The 18,642-nt window shown below is 66.1% G+C and carries 14 protein-coding genes and 5 pseudogenes; 9 read left to right on the top strand and 10 right to left on the bottom strand.

The annotated features are described in order from the left end of the window. Positions 1 to 12 precede the first annotated feature (12 nt). The 6 genes and pseudogenes from VK682_RS08895 to VK682_RS08870 all read right to left on the bottom strand — a co-directional run bounded on the left by VK682_RS08895 (position 13) and on the right by VK682_RS08870 (position 4,007). Positions 13 to 966, bottom strand: a complete 954-nt coding sequence (locus tag VK682_RS08895; protein WP_230795600.1) for a GlxA family transcriptional regulator — start codon at positions 964 to 966, stop codon at positions 13 to 15. Positions 967 to 989: 23 nt separating this feature from the next. Then, complete coding sequence (proX, locus tag VK682_RS08890; RefSeq protein WP_230795599.1) at positions 990 to 1,982, bottom strand: glycine betaine/L-proline ABC transporter substrate-binding protein ProX; 993 nt, start codon at positions 1,980 to 1,982, stop codon at positions 990 to 992. Between the two features lie 21 nt (positions 1,983 to 2,003). Then, positions 2,004 to 2,216, bottom strand: coding sequence for a hypothetical protein (locus VK682_RS08885; protein WP_230795817.1), 213 nt, complete (start codon positions 2,214 to 2,216; stop codon positions 2,004 to 2,006). A gap of 73 nt (positions 2,217 to 2,289) precedes the next feature. Then, positions 2,290 to 2,562: pseudogene (locus VK682_RS08880) on the bottom strand (ABC transporter permease subunit); the annotation flags it as partial. Further along, positions 2,562 to 2,990, bottom strand: a complete 429-nt coding sequence (locus VK682_RS08875; RefSeq protein ID WP_230795598.1) for an ABC transporter permease — start codon at positions 2,988 to 2,990, stop codon at positions 2,562 to 2,564. The gene VK682_RS08875 and the pseudogene VK682_RS08880, both read right to left, overlap by 1 nt. A gap of 15 nt (positions 2,991 to 3,005) precedes the next feature. Then, positions 3,006 to 4,007, bottom strand: a complete 1,002-nt coding sequence (locus VK682_RS08870) for a quaternary amine ABC transporter ATP-binding protein (protein WP_269061964.1) — start codon at positions 4,005 to 4,007, stop codon at positions 3,006 to 3,008. A gap of 38 nt (positions 4,008 to 4,045) precedes the next feature. Between VK682_RS08870 and VK682_RS08865 the strand changes: the two genes are divergently transcribed. From VK682_RS08865 to VK682_RS27330, 4 genes and pseudogenes are all read left to right on the top strand, one after another. Further along, positions 4,046 to 4,501, top strand: a complete 456-nt coding sequence (locus VK682_RS08865; RefSeq protein WP_230795596.1) for an FCD domain-containing protein — start codon at positions 4,046 to 4,048, stop codon at positions 4,499 to 4,501. Next, positions 4,498 to 5,366, top strand: a pseudogene (locus VK682_RS08860) (dihydrodipicolinate synthase family protein). The gene VK682_RS08865 and the pseudogene VK682_RS08860 overlap by 4 nt, the downstream one beginning before the upstream one ends. Next, positions 5,363 to 6,847 (top strand): aldehyde dehydrogenase, encoded by a 1,485-nt coding sequence (locus VK682_RS08855; protein WP_230795595.1) that lies wholly within the window; start codon positions 5,363 to 5,365, stop codon positions 6,845 to 6,847. Before VK682_RS08860 ends, VK682_RS08855 begins: the two are co-directional and overlap by 4 nt. A gap of 110 nt (positions 6,848 to 6,957) precedes the next feature. Beyond that, positions 6,958 to 8,185: pseudogene (locus tag VK682_RS27330) on the top strand (NAD(P)/FAD-dependent oxidoreductase). Here the strand turns inward: VK682_RS27330 and VK682_RS08840 are convergent. The 4 genes and pseudogenes from VK682_RS08840 to VK682_RS08825 all read right to left on the bottom strand — a co-directional run bounded on the left by VK682_RS08840 (position 8,082) and on the right by VK682_RS08825 (position 12,797). Continuing rightward, positions 8,082 to 9,074 carry a mandelate racemase/muconate lactonizing enzyme family protein gene (locus VK682_RS08840; protein ID WP_324781689.1) on the bottom strand — a complete coding sequence of 331 codons (993 nt, stop codon included), beginning with the start codon at positions 9,072 to 9,074 and terminating at the stop codon, positions 8,082 to 8,084. The pseudogene VK682_RS27330 and the gene VK682_RS08840 overlap by 104 nt on opposite strands. Before the next feature lie 117 nt (positions 9,075 to 9,191). Beyond that, positions 9,192 to 10,277 (bottom strand): annotated as a pseudogene (locus VK682_RS08835) (FAD-binding oxidoreductase). Positions 10,278 to 10,281: 4 nt separating this feature from the next. Then, a pseudogene (locus VK682_RS08830) lies at positions 10,282 to 11,252 on the bottom strand (aromatic ring-hydroxylating dioxygenase subunit alpha). A 639-nt stretch (positions 11,253 to 11,891) separates the two neighbouring features. Further along, positions 11,892 to 12,797, bottom strand: coding sequence for a LysR family transcriptional regulator (locus tag VK682_RS08825; RefSeq protein ID WP_230795594.1), 906 nt, complete (start codon positions 12,795 to 12,797; stop codon positions 11,892 to 11,894). Positions 12,798 to 12,999: 202 nt separating this feature from the next. Here VK682_RS08825 and VK682_RS08820 point away from each other — a divergent pair, with 202 nt between their 5' ends. From VK682_RS08820 to VK682_RS08800, 5 genes are read left to right on the top strand one after another with little or no spacing between them, the layout of a single operon-like run. Continuing rightward, positions 13,000 to 13,809 (top strand): ABC transporter substrate-binding protein, encoded by an 810-nt coding sequence (locus VK682_RS08820; RefSeq protein WP_324781688.1) that lies wholly within the window; start codon positions 13,000 to 13,002, stop codon positions 13,807 to 13,809. After that, positions 13,716 to 14,567: an ABC transporter substrate-binding protein gene (locus VK682_RS08815; protein WP_324781687.1), complete on the top strand. Its 852-nt coding sequence runs from the start codon at positions 13,716 to 13,718 to the stop codon at positions 14,565 to 14,567. The genes VK682_RS08820 and VK682_RS08815 overlap by 94 nt, the downstream gene beginning before the upstream one ends. A 12-nt stretch (positions 14,568 to 14,579) precedes the next feature. Further along, entirely contained in the window at positions 14,580 to 15,503 is a 924-nt protein-coding gene (locus tag VK682_RS08810; RefSeq protein WP_089845311.1) for an ABC transporter permease, read from the top strand. Positions 15,504 to 15,516: 13 nt separating this feature from the next. Then, a complete protein-coding gene (locus VK682_RS08805) occupies positions 15,517 to 17,505 on the top strand; it encodes a dipeptide/oligopeptide/nickel ABC transporter permease/ATP-binding protein (RefSeq protein ID WP_230795591.1) in 1,989 nt (662 codons plus the stop codon). Beyond that, entirely contained in the window at positions 17,495 to 18,634 is a 1,140-nt protein-coding gene (locus VK682_RS08800; RefSeq protein ID WP_230795589.1) for an oligopeptide/dipeptide ABC transporter ATP-binding protein, read from the top strand. The genes VK682_RS08805 and VK682_RS08800 overlap by 11 nt, the downstream gene beginning before the upstream one ends. Positions 18,635 to 18,642: the final 8 nt, after the last annotated feature.

Here is an 18,642-nt window from a genome sequence, read left to right as displayed (position 1 = left end):
CCGGTGCGGAGCCTAGGCCCTGCGGGTGCGCTGGGTCATTGGCGTTACGCCATAGGCGGTGCGGTAGGTGCGGGAGAAATGCCCGGCACTGTCGAAACCGCAGGCCATGGCCACGTCGATCACCGACATTTCCGTCTGAAGCAACAGGTTCCGGGCGCGTTCCAGCCGCATCTCGATGTAGTATTTCTTTGGCGAGGTGTTGAGGTATTTGCCGAACAGCCGCTCCAGCTGCCGGGTGGAAATGCCCGGTCCGCGCGCGATGGCAGAGGGCGGCCATGGATCGTCCATTCGCCCCGCCATGCTGGCGATGGCGGCAGACAGATGGCTGTTGCGCATGCCGTTTCGCGACTGAAGCGACACTTTCTGCGCGGCGGTCGACTCCCGCACGGCATTGTAGACCATCTGGCCGGCCACGGCGACCGACAGCTCCAGCCCGTGATCCCTGGCGATCAGATGCAGCATCAGATCCGCCGTCGCCGTCCCGCCGGAGGCGGTGATGTGGCGTTCATCCGCGACAAACACGTTGCGCACCAGCGTGACGTCCGGAAACTGCTCCATGAAGCTGTCGTGATAGTCCCAGTGGATCGCCGCTTTCTGTCCATCAAGGAACCCGCCTTTGGCAAGGATCCAGCTGCCCGAACACAGCGCCCCGATCCGGGTTTCGCTGAGCCGCAGCTTGCGCCGGACCGCTGCCAGCAGATCGCCGTGATCCTTGCTCTGCATGTTGATGCCGGACAGGAGGAACAGCCGGTCGCACTCGGGCAGCGCGTCAAATCGGTGATGGGTCTGGATATGGGTGTCGTCGGAACTGCGCGCGGTTTGTCCGTCGAGCGAGGCATAGGACCAGCGGTACAGCGGTTTGCCCGAAATCAGGTTGGCGATGCGCAGCGGATCCACCCCGCAGGCAAAGGCGATATGGGTGAAGTCGTCGACAAGGGCAAAGACGAAATGCTGCGTGGCGGCCATGGGCCGCGCGGCACAGGATCGCATCAATTCGCGACGGCGGCGCGGGCGGCGTCAAGCCAGCGGTCGTAATCGCTGCGGTGTTCCTCGATCCATGCGTCCACATGGCGGTCGATATCGGCGGAGCTGTCTTCGCCTTTCGACATCAGCAGGTTCTGCGCCGAAATGTCGTTCACGTCGAGCCGGGCCATTTCGAACAGCCGGGCCGCTGCGGGGTTTTCGGCAAGGAATTCGTCACGGGCGAGGATATACATGGAATCCACGGCGAAGCCGAGGTTGAGCCCGTCGATTTCGGTATCGGCCTCGACCCCGTCCGGCAGCGAGGTATAGGGCACGGACAGCCATTCCACATGCGCGCCGGGCACCAGTTCGCCCGACACCCAGTAGGGGGTCCATGTGAAATAGAGGATCGAATTGCCCGAAGTCAGACGCGCGATCGAATCCGCCATCAGGGCGTTATAGGATCCCTGATTGTGGGTGACGGTGTCGCGCAGGCCGTATTCGGTCAGGTGGTGTTCGATGACCCGCTCGCAGCCCCAGCCCGGCACGCAGCCCGCCAGATCGGCAGTGCCGTTGCCATCGGCATCAAAACGCGCGGCGACGGCGGCATCGGAGAGCTGGCCGATATCGGTCACTCCGGCATCATAGCTGGCCTTGTCGACCAGATAGCCCTGCAGCATGCCGCCGACGAAGGGGCCGACGCGTTCCAGAACCTCGTCGCCGCCGGATTCGTCGAAAAAGGCCTGATGCAGGTTCTGCCAGTGGATCGGGTAGAATTCGCCATCCCCGGTGCCAACCGACAGATGCGCGGTCTGAATCTCGGTTTCCAGCGGCGTGGCGACGGTATAGCCCAGATCTTCCAGCGCGCGGAACAGGATGCGGCTCTGGAAATATTCCTCGGTGATAAGGCCGATCACCGGGCGAACGGTGACGCCTTCGCCCGGCCTGTCCTGTGCCAGAGCGGCCCCGACGAGGGTGGTGGAGGCGGCCAGCGCCCCGAAAAGCGTTCTTCTGAACATGTGGATACTCCCCTGTTTGGTTCAGTTTGTTGTTGTCTTGAGTTCGGGGGCCTGCTGCGGCAGCGCATCGGTGCGCGACGGGATCAGGCGCAGCACCAGCCCCACCGGCCCGCCCTGCCACCAGTGCCGGTGTCCCCGGTCGCGTCCGGACTGACCCAGCCCCTGCGAAATCCGGTCCAGCACCACGGCAAGGATCACGATGCCCAAGCCCGCCGACGATGGCCTTGCCCGCATCAGGCCGCCCCATGGCGCGCAGCACCTCGTTTCCCAGCCCGCCGACCGAGATCATCGAGGCGATGACGACCATGGACAGCGCCAGCATGATGGTCTGGTTGACCCCGGCAAGGATGGTGGGCGCGGCCAGCGGCAGTTCGACCTTGACCAGGATCTGCCGGGGGCTCGCGCCAAAGGCCTGCGCCGCCTCGACCACCGAAGGATTGACCCCCCGGATCCCCAGCGAGGTCAGCCGGATCAGCGGCGGCAGCGCGAAGATGATGGTCACGATCACGCCGGACACGTTGCCGATCGCGACCAGCATGACCACCGGCACCAGATAGACAAAGGCCGGGATGGTCTGCATCAGGTCCAGCACGGGGCGCAGGATTTTTCGAACATGTCGCTTTTGGCGGCAAGAATGCCAAGCGGCAGGCCGATCACGAAACAGGCGATGACCGAGGCGATCACGATGGCCAGCGTGGTCATGGCCAGCCCCCATGCGTTGGGATCCAGCAGGCCAAGCGCCACAAGGCACACCCCGACCAGCACAGCGGTGCGCGCGCCAGCGGCCTGCCACGCGATCAGCGCGATCAGCGCCAGCATCACCAGCGGCGGCACCGCGTGCAGCCCGGTGTCGATGGCAACGATGAGATCGTTGAACACCGTCTTGATCGGCTGAATGACCTCGCGGTTGGAAATCGTCCATTGCTTGATACCGTCGGCGCTGTCGGCAATGCCGAAATCGACCGACGAGAAGGGGTCCAGAATGTTGAATGTCTGATCTCCGCCCATGGTCCGGTTCCTTGGTTATGCCGCCTGGCCTGTCGGTGCGGTGTCACCCTTGATGCCGCGCAGCAGGGCATTCTTGGTGACCACGCCCATCGGCTTGCCGTCGATCTTGACGATGATCGGATGCCGGGTGGCGATCGACAGATCGACGAGCTGGTCCAGCGACTGGTCGGGATGGGCTTCGGGCCATGCGTCCAGATCCAGCGGACCCTTGCGCTGCATATAGGCGGCGACCGGCTCCATGATCTTTTTCGCCGAGATCAGGTCCAGCTTGGAGATGCCCGCGACAAAATCGGCCACATAGTCATCGGCGGGATTGGTCACGATGTCCTCGGGGGTGCCGATCTGGACCAGAACCCCGTCCTTCATGATGGCGATGCGGTCGCCGATGCGGATGGCCTCGTCCAGATCATGGGTGATGAACAGCGTGGTCTTCTTCATCTCGGCGGAAAGCGCCATGAACTTGTCCTGAAGCTGGCGGCGGATCAGCGGATCCAGCGCCGAAAACGGCTCGTCCATCAGCCGGATCGCGGGATCGGCGGCGATGGCGCGGGCCAGACCCACGCGCTGCTGCATGCCCCCCGACAGTTCGTCGGGATATTTCCGTTCCCAGCCGTTCAGTTCGACCGCCTTGATGGCGCGCAGCGCGGTCTGGGTGCGGGCCTTCACGTCATGGCCCCGCACCTGCTGGCCGAAGGCGACGTTTTCCAGCACGGTGCGATGCGGCATCAGCGCCATGTTCTGGAACACCATGCCGATCTTTTCGGCGCGCAGTGCGCGCAGATCCTTCTGGGACAGATCGTTGATGTTCTGGCCTTCGATATGGATCGTGCCGGATGTCGGTTCGATCAGCCGGTTGATGTGGCGGATCAGCGTCGACTTGCCGGAGCCGGACAGGCCCATGATGCAGAAGATCTCGCCCCGGCTGACAGAAAAGCTGGCATCGCGGACGCCCACCACACAGTCGTACTGGTCGCGGATCTCCTCCTTGGAAAGCCCGCGCGTCTTGACGGCCTTCAGCGCCTCGTTCGCGCGCTGGCCGCATCCTGACCCAGGATTTGGAACCCGGCGCCTATCTGGACGAGGTCAACCTTGCCGAAACCTACGAGATCTCGCGCCCGCCCCTGCGGGAGGCGCTGAATCAGCTGGCAGGCGGGGACACCGCCGAACGCGCGCTGATGAACCAGCGCTTTCATGCCATCATCGGCGACATGGCCGACAACCAATTCCTGACCCCCAGCCTGCGGCGTCTGCTGATCGACCACACCCGGATCGGCATGTCGTTCTACAACCCGCGCAACCAGTCCATGGCAGCACAGCGCAGCGTCGCCGCCGACCAGCATGACCAGTTCATCGAGCTGATCGAAAAGGGCGATGTCGATCGCGCCGGGCAGCTGGCCATCGACCACTGGGAGCTGTCCAGAGCCGAGATCGAAAGTTTTGTCACCCCAGTGGGAATGCAGATTCCGCTTGGCCGCGCGCCGGGCGACCTGAGCCAGAAAGGCGCCTCATGAAATTCGAAGGCATCTATACGTCCGTGATCACGCCACATCGCGAGGATGGCAGCGTGGACCGGGACGCGCTTGTGGCACAGATCGAGTATCTGATCGCCTCGGGGGTCCATGGCCTTATCAACGGAGGCTCCACGGGCGAATATTACGCCCAGACCCTTGAGGAGCGGATGGAGCTTGCCAGTTTCGTCAAGGACGTGGTGGGCGACCGCCTGCCGCTGATGGTGGGCACCGTGGCGATCCGCCAGCCCGATTCCATCGCCATGGCCTAACATGCCGCCCGCATCGGGGCTGCGGCCCTGCTGGTGGGCTCGCCGCCCTATGCGGCGCCGACCGAGCGCGAAAACGCGCTGAACGCGCTGGCCATCGACCGTGCCGCCGATCTGCCGATCATGCTGTACAATTACCCCGGCCGCATGGGCATCAACATGGGCGAGGAATTCCTTGACCGGGTGGGCCGCAGCCGGAATTTCTGCGCGATCAAGGAAAGTTCGGGCGACATCAACCGCGTGCATCTGCTGGCGCGGGACTATCCGCATGTGCAGCTGTCCTGCGGGATGGACGATCAGGCGCTGGAATTTTTGCATGGGGCGCGCGCAGCTGGGTCTGCGCGGGATCGAATTTCCTGCCGGGCGAACATCTGGCGCTGTGGCGGGCCTGCGCGGTGACGGGCGATTACGACAGGGGCCGCCGGATCATGTGCGTCAAACATGGCTGCGAGATGATGGGGCAGTATGCCGGGCCGCCGCGCCCGCCGCTGAAGCCGCTCAACAAGGATGACAAGCGGCAGCTGGAACAGGTTGTGCGGGTTCTCAAACGCACCGTGGCCGAGATCGAGGCCGGAACGCAGGCGGAGGCAGCCGAATGAGCGATCTTCTGACGGCCGAGGAATACAAGGCCATCGCGGCGGGGCTGGACCTGCCGACACAGGCCTTTGTCGATGGCAGCTTCCGGCCTGCCAGATCCGGCAGGACCTTTGACAGCGTGAACCCCGCCACGGGCGCGCTTCTGGCAAAGGTCGCGGCCTACGGTCCCGATGACGTGGATTTTGCCGTGCAGAAGGCCCGCGACGCCTTCGAGGATGGCCGCTGGTCGCGGCTGCATCCCGGCGCGCGCAAGGAGGTGCTGATCCGGCTCGCCAAGCTGGTCCGGCGCCATGCCCGCGACCTGGCGGTGATGGAAAGCCTCGATTCCGGCAAGACCATCTGTGACTGCGAAACCGTCGACCTGCCGGAGACGATCCACTGCCTGACATGGCATGCCGAACTGATCGACAAGATCTACGATCAGGTCTCGCCCGCCTCGGACAACCATATCGCCATGGTGGTGCGTGAACCCGTGGGCGTGGTGGGGCTGGTGCTGCCGTGGAACTTTCCGCTGCTGATGCTGGCATGGAAGATCGGCCCGGCGCTGGCCGCTGGCTGTTCGGTCATCGTCAAGCCCGCCGAGGAAACCTCGCTGACCGCGCTGCGCATCGCCGAACTGGCGATGGAGGCGGGCGTGTTCAACGTGCTGCCGGGCAGCGGCCCGGATGTGGGCGAACCGCTGGGCCGTCACATGGATGTGGACGCGGTGTCCTTCACCGGCTCCACCGAAACCGGGCGGCGGTTCCTGCGCTATGCGGCGGAAAGCAACCTCAAGGAAGTCACGCTGGAAATGGGCGGCAAGACTCCGGCCGTGGTTCTGGACGATGCCGAAAACCTTGATCGGGTCGCGGCGCATGTGGTCAATGGCGCGTTCTGGAACATGGGCGAGAACTGCTCGGCCTCCTCGCGGCTGATCGTGCAGAAGGGCGTCAAGGACGCGCTGCTCGATCGGATCAAGGCGCATGCCCGCGAATGGCCGATGGGTGATCCGCTGGATCCGCAGAACCGGGTCGGGGCGCTGGTCTCTGCCGCGCATTTCGACAAGGTCCGGTCCCATCTGGGCAAGGGCCCCAAGGTGGTGATGGGCGGCAGTGCCGAAGCTGGCTTTGTCGAACCGACCATCCTCGAGGTTGCGCCCGACGCCCCGCAGGCGCGCGAGGAGATCTTTGACCCGGTGCTGTCGGTGCTGACCGTCGACAGTTTCGACGAGGCGATCGCGCTGGCCAATGACACCGAATATGGTCTGGCCGCCTCGATCTTCACCGCCAATGTGAAACGGGCGATCCGGGGCGCGCGGGCGATCCGCGCGGGCACGGTCACCGTCAACAGCTTTGGCGAGGGCGACATCTCGACCCCGTTCGGCGGGTTCAAGGCCAGCGGTTTCGGCGGGCGCGACAACAGCATCCACGCGCATGACCAGTATACCCAACTCAAGACGATCTGGGTGGATCTGTCCGACGATGCGGATGAGGCCGTGGCTTGAAGCACCTGCGTGCAGACCGTCTGCCGGCCCTTCAGGGGCCGGCTGCCTGGAACCTGATCCTGGGGCCAGCGCCCGAACGCGCCCCCCTGACCGGCGCGCGGACGGCGGATGTGGTCATCGTGGGCGCGGGCTTTGCCGGGCTTTCCGCTGCCCGACGGCTGCAACAGATCGACCCCCGCGCCGCCGTCACGGTGCTGGAGGCGGGGCGCATCGCCGAAAGCTCGGCGGGGCGCAATTCGGGGTTCATGATCGATCTGCCGCACGACCTTGCCTCGGAGGATTATGCCGGGGCGGGCGATGACCGCGCCATGATCGCGCTGAACCGGCAGGCCATCGCCTTTGCCTTCGGGGCGGTCACCGATTACCAGATCGACGCGCATTTCTTCGACCGTGCGGGCAAGGTGAACGGTGCCGCCAGCGCCACCGCCCATGCCCATAACCAGAGCTATGCGGCGCATCTGGCCTCGCTGGGTGAGCAGTGCGAAATGCTCGACGCGCAGGCGATGGTCCAGCTGACCGGATCGCGGCATTATCTGGGGGGGGGTTTACACGCCCGGCACGGTGATGCTGCAGCCTGCGGGCTATATCCGGGGGCTTGCGGCGGGGCTGGCGCGCGGCGGCGTGCAGATCCACGAACAAAGCCCGGTGACGGCGCTGACCCGCACCGGCGACAGCTGGACGGTGACAACGCCGCAGGGGCAGGTTAGCGCGGGCCGCGTCATCCTGACCGTCAACGGCCATCTGGAAAGCTTCGGTTTTGAAAAAGGCCGGCTGATGCAGATTTTCCTTTACGCGGTGATGACGCCGGAACTGGATGCCGAGGCGCTCGCCCGGCTGGGCGGAAAAAGCCGCTGGGGCATCACGCCTTCGGATCCGATGGGCACCACCGTGCGCCGGATCGACAGCGGGCAGGGCGGCAACCGCATCGTCACGCGCACCTGTGCCACGCTGGCCCCGGACCGGCGGATCGGGCCGGGGCATGTGCAGCGCGCCGCGCGGGTCATGCAGCAGAAATTCGATGCCCGCTTTCCGCAGCTGCGCGGCATGAAGATGGAACACGCCGGGGCCGGGCATCTGTGCCTGACGCTGAATGGCGTGGCGGTCATGCGCAAGCTGGACCACGGGCTTTATTCCGGCTGCGTGCAGAACGGGCTTGGCACCGCGCGCGGCACGCTGACCGGGATTGGTGCGGCAGACCTGGCCTGCGGCATCGAAACCGACATCACCCGGCATTTCACCGCCGAAGCGCCACCCAGACGCCTGCCGCCGCAGCCGTTCCAGCAGATCGGCGGCAATGCCGTGCTGCGCTACAAGGAATGGCGCGCCCGCCACGAATGACAGCCCGTGCCGCGCGGCGCCTGTTCGGGGCCCCGCGCGGCAGGCAGGTGTCAGGCCGAAAGCAGGGCGGCGCCGAACAGGCTTTCATCGGGTGACACGCCCAGACCCTGCCCCAAGGGCGCGCGATGTGGCCGTCCCTGATGCTGATGCCGTTTTCCGCGTCATAATGCCCGTCGATATAGGGCGCGGCGAGCCATGCGCCCTCCATCCGCTGGGGGGCGACGGTGGCCGCCATATGCACGCAGGCCGCCGCGATGATGTCGCCACCCCATGAATCGTCGCAGGTATGCGGCAGGTTGCGCGCCGCGCACAGGTCGCGGAAGGCGCGCATGGGATGCAGCCCGCCGATCCGCGTGATCTTCATCCCGAACCCGTCGGCAAGCCCGGTGCCCGCCGCCGTGATCGCGGTGTTGAGGCTGGTGGCGGTTTCGTCCAGATAGATCGGGTGATGGCAGAGCGGGCGGATTTTCTGCAGATCCTCCAGCGTGTCGCAGGGCTGTTCCAGCACCATCGGAATATCGGCGCAGTCCCGGCTGATCCGCAGCGCGTCGCGCGTGGTCCAGCCCCGGTTGCCGTCAGCGGCCAGCGTCATGCCGGTGTCGCGGATCGCCTGCCAGACCTTGCGCAGCGTCTCGATATCCAGCGCCACGTCGCGACCGCCCAGCTTGACCTGAAGCTGGGGATAGCCTTCGCGGGCCTTTTCGGCGGCGATGCGCGCGGCCTCGTCGGGGGCAGCCACCCCGATGGAGTAATAAGAGGCCACCCGGTCGGTCGGCGCCCCGCCCAGCAGGTACGACACGCTGACGCCAAGCTGCCTGCCCCACAGGTCATGCGCGGCGATGTCCACCGCCGCCTTGGCGTAATTATGCCCGCACAGCAGCGCGTCCATCCGGCGGTGCAGCGGCAGGGGCCGTTGGTCACCGGCAGCTCGTATTGAAAGAGGTGGATTTTCGCGATCCGCATGAAAGGAACTTTCCGGGCGTGAGGGGGGAGAGGGGGCGTGGTTTCAGAGATCCAGTGCGACCGCCCCGATGGGTTTCGAACCGCAGGCAAGGATATATCCCTCGGCGATGTCCTCTTCGGAAATGCCGCCGTTATGGACCATGTGAACATCGCCCGCGGTCTTTCTGACCTTGCAGGTGCCGCAGACCCCGAAGGTGCAGCCGGAAGGGATGACGATCCCCGCGCCGCGCGCCACCGCCAGAACGGTGTCGGTCTGGGTGCAGCTGGCCTTTACCGCCGACCGGGCAAAGGCGATGCTGGCGGCGGCCTCCTCGTCGGGGATCACATCGTCATGCTGCGCAAGCTGGTCTTCTTTCCGGACCGGCGCGCCAAAGCTTTCCTGATGATACCGCGCCATGTCGAAGCCAAGCGCGATCAGCATTTCCCGCACCGCATCCATGAACGGCTCCGGCCCGCAGCAATAAACCTCCCGTTCCAGATAATCCCCGGCGATCAGCCCGATCATCAGCTGGTTCAGCCGCCCGCGCAGCCCGGTCCAGACCCGGTAGGGGTCGTCCTGTTCGACGATGAAGACCAGCCGGATCGACGGCACGCGCGAGGCCATCTGTTCCAGCCGCTGCCGCGCGATGATGTCCTGCGGACGCTGCGCGCAATGCACGAAGGTCACGTCGATATCGGTGCCGCGATCATAAAGATAGGTGGTCATCGCCAGCGACGGGGTGATCCCCGAGCCCGCCGAGATGAACAGGTATTTCTTCCGTTCGGCGCGCGGCAGGGTAAAGATCCCCGCAGGACCAGAGGCGCGCAGCCGCATCCCCGGCGTCAAATGATCGAGCCATCCAGCGCGTGCCCAGGCTGGCCGCCTGCGCCTTGACCGTGACGGAAAGGGTCAGCGGACGCGAGGGCGAGGAGGAGATCGTGCAGGTTTTCCAGACCGTTCCGCCGGGCAGCGGCAGGTCCAGCGTCACGAACTGCCCCGGCTCATAGCGGAACTGCGACCCTGACGGCGACACGAAGCTGAAGCTTGCGGCGTTGGGGCCTCGGGCACCACCGAGCAGCACAGAAGCGGCTCGGCATCGGTCCAGATCCCGGGCTCGGCTGTGGCGGTCAGGGCGGATGACAGCGCCATCGCCCTATTCCGCCGCAAGCGGGGCGGCTGTGCCGGTGATCGCCCGGATCATCGTCGCGACATACCAGTCGACGAACTGGATGTTGCCGCCTTCATGGGTCGGCGAATAGGGACCGGGCTGGTAGGCGGGGGAGCGGATGCCGCGCTGGTTGTTTTCCACCACCTCGCGGTCCTCGTCATTGTGGCGATCCACACCTCGGTCAGCCGCTTCAGGTCGTAATCCTGCCCCTCCACCGCATCCTTGTGGACCAGCCACTTGGTGCAGACCTCGGTCTGGGTGGCGCTGATCGGCGTGACCCGGAACAGCAGGATGTGGTCGGACAGGACATGGGTCCAGCAGCCCGAATACTTGAACTTCAGCAGCGCGCCGCCATCGCGGAACGGCAGCGAGGAGTTGGGCTTGGTCACCGCCACCCTGCCGTCCATGGTATAGCTTTCGGCGGTGTCCAGCAGCGGCGTGCGCAGGCCCGCGATCTCGCCCGACCCGTCATTGCCGATGGTGCGCGGATCCTCGGGGAAGGTGCGGCAGAGCGAGGGGTGATTGCCGGCGCAATGGTAACATTCGCGGTTGTTTTCCCAGACCAGCTTCCAGTTGCCATTCTCGATGATGGTGCTTTCAAAAGCGACCTTCGAGTTTTCAAGATCATGCGGCGCAAGATGGCGTGCGGTTTCGGCGGCCAGTTCTTCGAGGGGCGGCGCGATCTCGGCAAGGCAGATATAGACCATGCCCGACAGGTGGCGGCAATGCACCGGCTTCAGCCCGTGCTTGGTCGCGTCAAAGTCAGGGCCCATGTCGCGCGCCCAAAGCCGCCGCCCGTCCAGTTCATAGGTCCACTGGTGATAGGGGCAGACCAGCTTTGCGCCGGTGCCATTCTTGCTTTTGCACAGCACAGATCCGCGATGACGGCAGGAATTGTGGAAGGCGCGGATGTCGCCATCGCTGCCGCGGACGATCACCACGGAATAGACCCCCACCTCGTGGACGACATAGCTGCCAGCCTTGGGAATTTCACAGGCGGGGATCGAAAACAGCCAGTCCCGATACCAGATCAGATCAAGATCGACCTGAAACACGCCGGGATCACACTACAAATCCTGCGCAAGCGCATGGTCCGGCTTGCGCCGCATCAGGGTGGACAGAACGTCGGACGGCAAGCGCATCGGCATCTTCTTTGGCTTGGTCCGGCGCGGCGCGTCGGAATCCGGGGCTGGCTGTCATGTGGGGAAGGACGGTGTGTCGGTCCTCCGGTCCCGTGCCTTGGTGTCGCAGGCTCTCATGCCGTGGTCCTGCGCATGGCGGGAATTGCGACACGGACCACCAAAAATGCGACCGCCCCGCAGTCCGGATCTTGGATCGGGGGCATGGCATGCCACCGCGAAACGCCGGAGGGTCAGCTCCTGCCGCAGCTGCAGCGAGCGGGGGGAGGGCAAGATCCGGGGGGTTATCCTTGGCCGGAGCGATGCAGGCCGGACCAAGCTGCAAGCCCGCGTGGCGTCAGGCTGACGGACGCGCCAGAAGGCGTGAACCGGCGCCCCGCTCTAAAATATGCATATCAAACCGGCATTTTTACGGCCTGCCGGGCAGTGGTGCAGAATGGATCCATAACCTGCGGTTCATGGGGCGCGGGGAGCGTCCCGGCGCGGGGCGGTGACCTGCAGCAGGTGATCGACGAATTTGCGCGCGATCAGCGACTGCGGCTTGAGCGGGTTCTGCAGCAGATAGATCGGCACCGAGATCTCTTCGGCCAGCGGGCGGACGACGATTCCGGCCCCGTCAAAAAGCCGCGCCGATTCCGCGTCGACAATGCCCAGCCCGTGGCCGTCGGCGACCATCCGGCACAGCATCGCGCCGATGGCCACCTCGATCCCGCCCTGAACCGGATGACCGGCCATCAGCATCAGCGCCTCGAACTTGCGGCGGATCTCGTCGGCGGTGCTCAGCGACAGGATGCGTTCTGCCGCAATCTGGTCGAGCCGGATCTGCGCGGCCCCTGCCAGCCGGTGCCGCGGCGGCAGCACGCAGACCGCGTGCAGATCGAAAAGCCGTGTCTTTTCGATGGAAAGATCTTCGTTTCTCGCCTGAGAGATGCCGATGTCCAGCTCGCCCCGCGCCACCCGCTGCACCGTCTCCGGAGAGCTGAAGGACCGGAACGACAGCGACAGGTCGCCATATTCCCTGAGAAAGTCCGAAATCGCCTCGGGCAGCCACGCGATGGACAGGGCGGGAATGCAGCTGATTTCCAGCCGGGCATGCTCCAGCCGCGCCAGCCCCTGCGCATAGCCTTCGAGATGGCTGAAGCTTTCGGTCAGCCGCGCCGCCTCCAGATAAAGCGACCGCCCCTCGTCGGTGGGCTGCAGCCCCTTGGCGCCGCGCCGGAACAGCCGCACCCCCAGTTCCGTCTCCAGCAGCTTCAGCGATTTGCTGACGGCGGGCTGGGACAGGCCAAGCCGGTCCGCCGCGGCGGTGACGGACCCCGCTTCCAGCGCGGTGACGAAGATCTCGCATTGTCGGTAATTCATGCCAGAGCATAACTTCAGGATATAGATACCCGTCAATCATAATTTGACAGCAGGGGTGCGGCTTGGCCAAGCTGGTCCTACCCAATGCCGCGAGGCGACCGCAGAACGCCGCCCGACAGCTTGGGACAATCCGGATCTTCTTGAACGATCTCCGTGGCCTGTCGCTTCGGAGGCCAGAAACCTGATGCCAACGGGAACCGCCATGAACCAGATCCTTTCTGCTGTCCGATCTTCCTTCCGCGCCCGCACTGTGGCCGCCTCGCTGCTGCTGGCGACGGCGCTGCCGCTTGCCGCCATCGCCGCCCCCGAGGGCGAGCTGCGCATCGCCGTGGGGGCCGATGCCACCACCTTCCATCCGCATGTGAATTCGCTGCCCGTGGGCAATACGGTGGACGGGCTGGTGTTCCAGCAGCTGTTCCGCATCGATGCCGACAACAAGGTGGTGCCCGCGCTTGCCACCGATTACGGCTGGTCCGAAGACGGCATGACCTTTACCGTCAGCTTCGAGACCGGGCACAGCTTCACCAATGGCAGGCCGGTCAATGCAGAGGCGGTCGCCGCCTCGTTCAACCAGCTGCTCGATCCTGACAGCGGCTCGATCTATGCCGGGCTTTATGCCTCGCTCGGCAAGGCCGAGGCGCAGGGCGAGGATACGGTCGTCTTTCACATGGCCGAACCCAATGGCCACGTCCTGATGCTGCTGGCCAACAGCGCCGCCGGGATCATCGACACCGACGCCAATGCCGAGATGGGGGCGGAATATGGCCGCAAGCCGGTGGGCAGCGGTCCCTACATGGTCGAGGAGTTCATCGGCGGCGAGCGGTTCACTCTGGTGCCGAACCCCGATTACAAGGGCGCGCGCCCGGCCACGCTGGAACGGATCACCTTCATGGCCGTGCCGGAGGACGGCACGCGCGCATGGCGCTGCTGGAGACGGGCGAGGTCGACATCGTCGACCGGGTGCCCGCGGAATCGATCCCGACCATCGACGCGCTGGATACCGCCTCGGTGATCCTGCCCGACAGCATGTTCTCCATCTCGATGGAAATGGTGCTGCGCGGCCCGCTCGAAGACAAGCGGGTGCGCGAGGCGCTCAATATCTCCATCGACCGCGACGGCATGGTGCAGGGCATCCTCGGCGGGCTCGGCACGCCGTCGCAGGGACAGGTGGGCCCCGGCACCGAGGACGCGCTGCGCGTGACCTTCGAGCCCAAACCCTATGATCCCGAACGCGCCAAGGCGCTTCTGGCCGAGGCCGGGTTCGGGCCGGACAGCCCGCTGGAACTGCGGGTGAACTGCCCCAACGGCCGCTACATCAAGGACTCGCAGGTCTGTCAGGCGCTGACCGGCCAGTGGCAGGCGATCGGCGTCAAGGCCACGCCCAACGTGCTGGATCTGCCCAGCTGGTCCGCGGCCCATCAGGTGCCGATCGAAGAGCGCAGCTATGACATGTCGATGATCGGGCGGGCCACGGCGGGCATCGATTTTACCGTCTACCGCCTGTTCCGCAGCGGAGTGTCCGCCAACACCACCGGGTTCAACAATGCGCGGGTCGACAGCCTGCTGGCCGACGGACGGGCGACCACCGACCTTGAGGAGCAGAAGAAGATCTACGCCGAGATCCAGCAGATCGTCTGGGACGAGATGCCCTTCGTCTTCCTGTGGTATCAGAAGCAGGCCATCGGCATCGCCGACACCGTCACCGGCTTCACCATCCGCCCGGACGAGACGATGCTGTTCGACACCGTCCAAGTCTCGGTCGACGGCTGAGGACGGCAGGCCATGTTCATCCTCAGACGTTTCGCCGTCGCCATTCCGACCCTCTTTGTGGTCAGTCTGCTGGCCTTCTGGTTCGTCGACCTGATCCCCGGCGATCCGGCGCTGCACCTTGCGGGGAACATGGCCACCGAAGACGAGCTTGCCGACATCCGGCATCACCTCGGGCTCGACCGCCCGCCGCTGGAACGCTACATGCTGTTCCTGCGCGGCGTGGTCGATCCCGAGATCGCCACCTCGTTCCGGACCTCGCGCCCGGTGGTTCTGGAAATCACCGAGCGCATGCCCAAGACGCTGATCATCGCCATCGGCGGGCTGGTGATCGGGCTTGCCTTCGGGGTGGTGACGGGCGTCATCTGCGCGCTGCGGCAGGGCGGGTGGTTCGATGCCGTGGTGACGGTGCTGACGCTGGCGGGCATTTCCATGCCGATCTACTGGCTGGGCCTGCTCTGCATCTGGCTTTTTGCGGTGAATCTGGGCTGGCTTCCGGCGGCGGGGGCGGCGACGCCTGCGCATTACGTGCTGCCGGTTCTGGTGGTGGCGACCCGGCCTGCCGCGCTGTTCAGCCGACTGGTCACCGCCAACCTCTTGGAGGTGATGGGCAAGGATTACCTCGACACCGCCCGCTCCAAGGGGCTGTCGGAACATGTGGTGATCCTGCGCCATGCGCTGCGCAATTCGCTGATTGCCGCCGTCAGCGTGGCGGGGGTGCAGTTCGGCGGCATGCTGGGCGGCTCCGTGGTGACCGAAACCGTCTTTGGCGTGCCCGGGCTGGGGCGGCTGCTGGTCAGCGCCGTCAGCAGTTCCGACTATCCGGTCATCCAGTACAGCGTGCTGATGTTCGCGGTGTTCTTCGTTCTCATCAACCTTGCGACGGATCTGCTCGGGCAATGGCTCGACCCGCGGACGCGCGATTACACCGCCGCGTGAAAAGGGGCCTCCGATGACCATGACACATCCTTCCGCCGCAGCGCCCCGCGCAGGCCTGCTGATGCATCCGCGGCTGGCCACCCTGCGCCGCATCGCCCGCGCGCCGAAAGGCCTGATCGGGCTGCTGCTGGTCGGCTTCATGATGATCCTTGCGCTGTTCGGTGCGTGGCTCGCGCCGCAGGATCCTTACGCGCAGAACTTCATGGCCACGCTGCAGCCCCCTTCGGCGGCGCACTGGTTCGGCACTGACCAGCTGGGCCGCGACGTGTTCAGCCGCATCCTGCTGGGCGCGCGGACCTCCATCGGCATCGGCGTGGGCGGCGTGGCGGTGGCCTTTGTCATCGGCGTGCCGCTGGGGCTGGCGGCGGCCTATCTGCGCGGCACCTTCGACAGCCTGCTGATGCGCGGCGTCGACATCCTGCTGTCCTTTCCCGACATCGTCTTTGCGCTGGCCATCGTGGCGATCATGGGGCCCAGCACGCTGAACGTGATCCTTGCCGTGGGCATCGTGTCGGTGCCGGTGTTCATCCGCACCACCCGCGCCGTCGCCATGAGCACCCTTGCCGAACCCTTCGTGGAGGGCAGCGTCTCTCTGGGCTGTTCGCCGCTGCGGGTGATGGGGCGGCACGTCCTGCCCAATATGGGCGGCATCCTTGTCACGCTCTGCAGCCTGCTCTTCGCCTCGACCCTGCTCAACGCCTCCGGTCTGAGCTTTCTTGGCCTCGGCACCCAGCCGCCCGAACCGGAATGGGGCACGATGCTGGGCGAAAGCCGGTCCTACATCCGCACCCATCCCTATATGGCGACCTTTCCGGGGCTGTTCCTTGCGCTGTCGGCACTTGGCTTCAACCTGCTGGGCGAGGAACTGCGCAACATCTACGATCCCACCAGCGCGCGGCGGCGGCGGGGGCAGGGGCTGCTGGCCCGGCTGCTGAACGGCGGGCGGGCGCTGCCGGTGCCCCGCGAAACCGCCGCACAGGCGCGGGCCCGGGCAGAAACCGTGGGCGATGCTGCCGCCATCGGGCGGGATCTGGAGATTTCCTATCTCACCGACAAGGGTCCGCTTCCGGCGGTGCGCGGCGTGGATTTTGCGCTGCGGCGCGGGCGCACGCTGGCCGTGGTGGGCGAAAGCGGGTCGGGCAAAAGCACGCTGCTGCGCGCCGTCGCCACGCTGCTGCCCCGCGGTCAGGCGCTGGTGTCGGGCGGCTCGCTGCGGATCGGGTCCGAAGAGGTCTCGTCGCTCAGCGGGGCGCAGGTGCAGGCGCTGCGGCGGCAGCATATCGGCGTGGTCTTTCAGGACGCGGCAAGCGCGCTCAACCCGGTGATGACCGTGGGCGCGCAGCTGGCGGAGGCGATTACCTCGGGCCGCCGGATGACCCCGGCAGAGGTGCGCGACCGGTCCATCGCGCTGCTGAAGGCGGTGCAGATCGCCGATCCCGAAAGCCGTCTGGACGCGTGGCCGCACCAGTTCTCCGGCGGGATGAAACAGCGCATCGTCATCGCCATCGCGCTGGCGCAGGAGCCTGAACTGCTGCTTGCGGACGAGCCGACCTCGGCGCTGGACGTGACCATCCAGCAGCAGATCCTGACCCTGCTGCGCCAGATGCAGAAAGAACGGGACATGGCGATGATGCTGGTGACCCACGATCTGGGCCTTGTGGCGAGGTATGCCGATGACGTGGCGGTGATCTATGCCGGACGCATCGTCGAGACCGGGCCGGTGGAGGAGGTGTTCCGCAGGCCCCGCCACCCCTATACCCGCGCGCTGGCGGCCTCCACGCCCAAGCTGCGCCATGGCGGCGGCACCCGGATGCTGCCCGCCATCGAAGGCGAGCCGCCGATGCTGGGCCAGCTGCCGCCGGGCTGCGCCTTTGCGCCGCGCTGCGCGCGGTCCGGGGGCCGGGCGGCCTGCACCACACACGCGCCCGAACTGACCCGCTGCGGCAAGGCCGACGTGGCCTGCCATTTTCCCGACGAGACGGAGAGCCTTCATGCCGCGTGACCTGCGCCACCTTCGCCCTGCCCAGCCCGCGCAGGAAAGCCCGGCGCAGCAGGCCCCCGCGACCGCGCCTGCCGCCCGCCATCTGGAGGTGCAGGATCTCTGCGTGTCCTTCCCGGTCGGGCGCTCCTTCTTCCGGACCGGGGTGCAGCGCCATGTGCGCGCGGTCCAGAATGTCAGCTTCAGCGTCCCGCGCGGCAGCTGTTACGCCATTGTCGGCGAAAGCGGGTCGGGCAAAAGCACGCTCGCCCGCGCGCTGGTCGGGCTGGTGCGGATGACCTCTGGCGAGGTCATCGTGGACGGCACCCGCCTGTCGGGGCTGACCGCCCGCGACCGTCGGCGGCTGCGGCGCAGGGTGCAGCTGGTGCTGCAGGATCCGCGCGCCTCCATCGATCCGCGCATGCGGGTGCGCGAGGTGCTGCGCGAGGCGCTGGTGGTGCATGACATCACCCGCGACCGCGCCGACCAGCGCGCCCGGATCGAACGGGTCATCCGTCAGGTGGGGCTGAGCCCCGCGCATCTGGACCGCTACGCCAACGAACTGTCGGGGGGCCAGCGTCAGCGCGTGGCCATCGCCCGCGCCATCATCCTCGAGCCGGAAATCCTTGTGCTCGACGAGCCGGTAAGCGCGCTTGACGTGTCGATTCAGGCGCAGATCGTCAACCTGCTGGTGGAACTGCAGGACCGGCTGGGGCTGACCTATGTCATCATCACCCATGATCTGGCGCTGGTCAGCCATTTCGCCGATGACACGGGCGTCATGTATCTGGGCCGCTTCGTCGAACAGGGCCCTGCGCGCGACGTCTGCATGAGCCCGCGCCATCCCTATTCCGAAAGCCTGCTGTCCGTGGTGGCCAGCGACGATCCCGAGTTTGAGCGCGGCCGCGAGGTGGCGCTGCTGGAGGGCAGCATCCCCAGCCCGCTCGCGCTGCCCTCGGGCTGCGTCTTTCACACCCGCTGTCCGCAGGCGCGGCGCGTGGCGCCCGGCCTGCCCGCCGCCGCGCGGGTGGCGCAGGGGGGTCACGAGCTTCCGCGCCGCTGCGTCGAGGATCTGCCTCTGGCCAGCCATGACGGGGGGCGGGGCTGTGCCTGCCATTTCCCGCTGGGGGCCGCCCCCGCTTCCGACCATTGACCACCCGG

Origin of the sequence: Salipiger marinus (genome assembly GCF_035481585.1) — a bacterium.
Taxonomy (GTDB): Bacteria; Pseudomonadota; Alphaproteobacteria; order Rhodobacterales; family Rhodobacteraceae; genus Salipiger; species Salipiger marinus.
The sequence above is the reverse complement of the archived record's forward strand: the minus strand, read 5'-3'. Positions and strand labels throughout refer to the sequence as shown.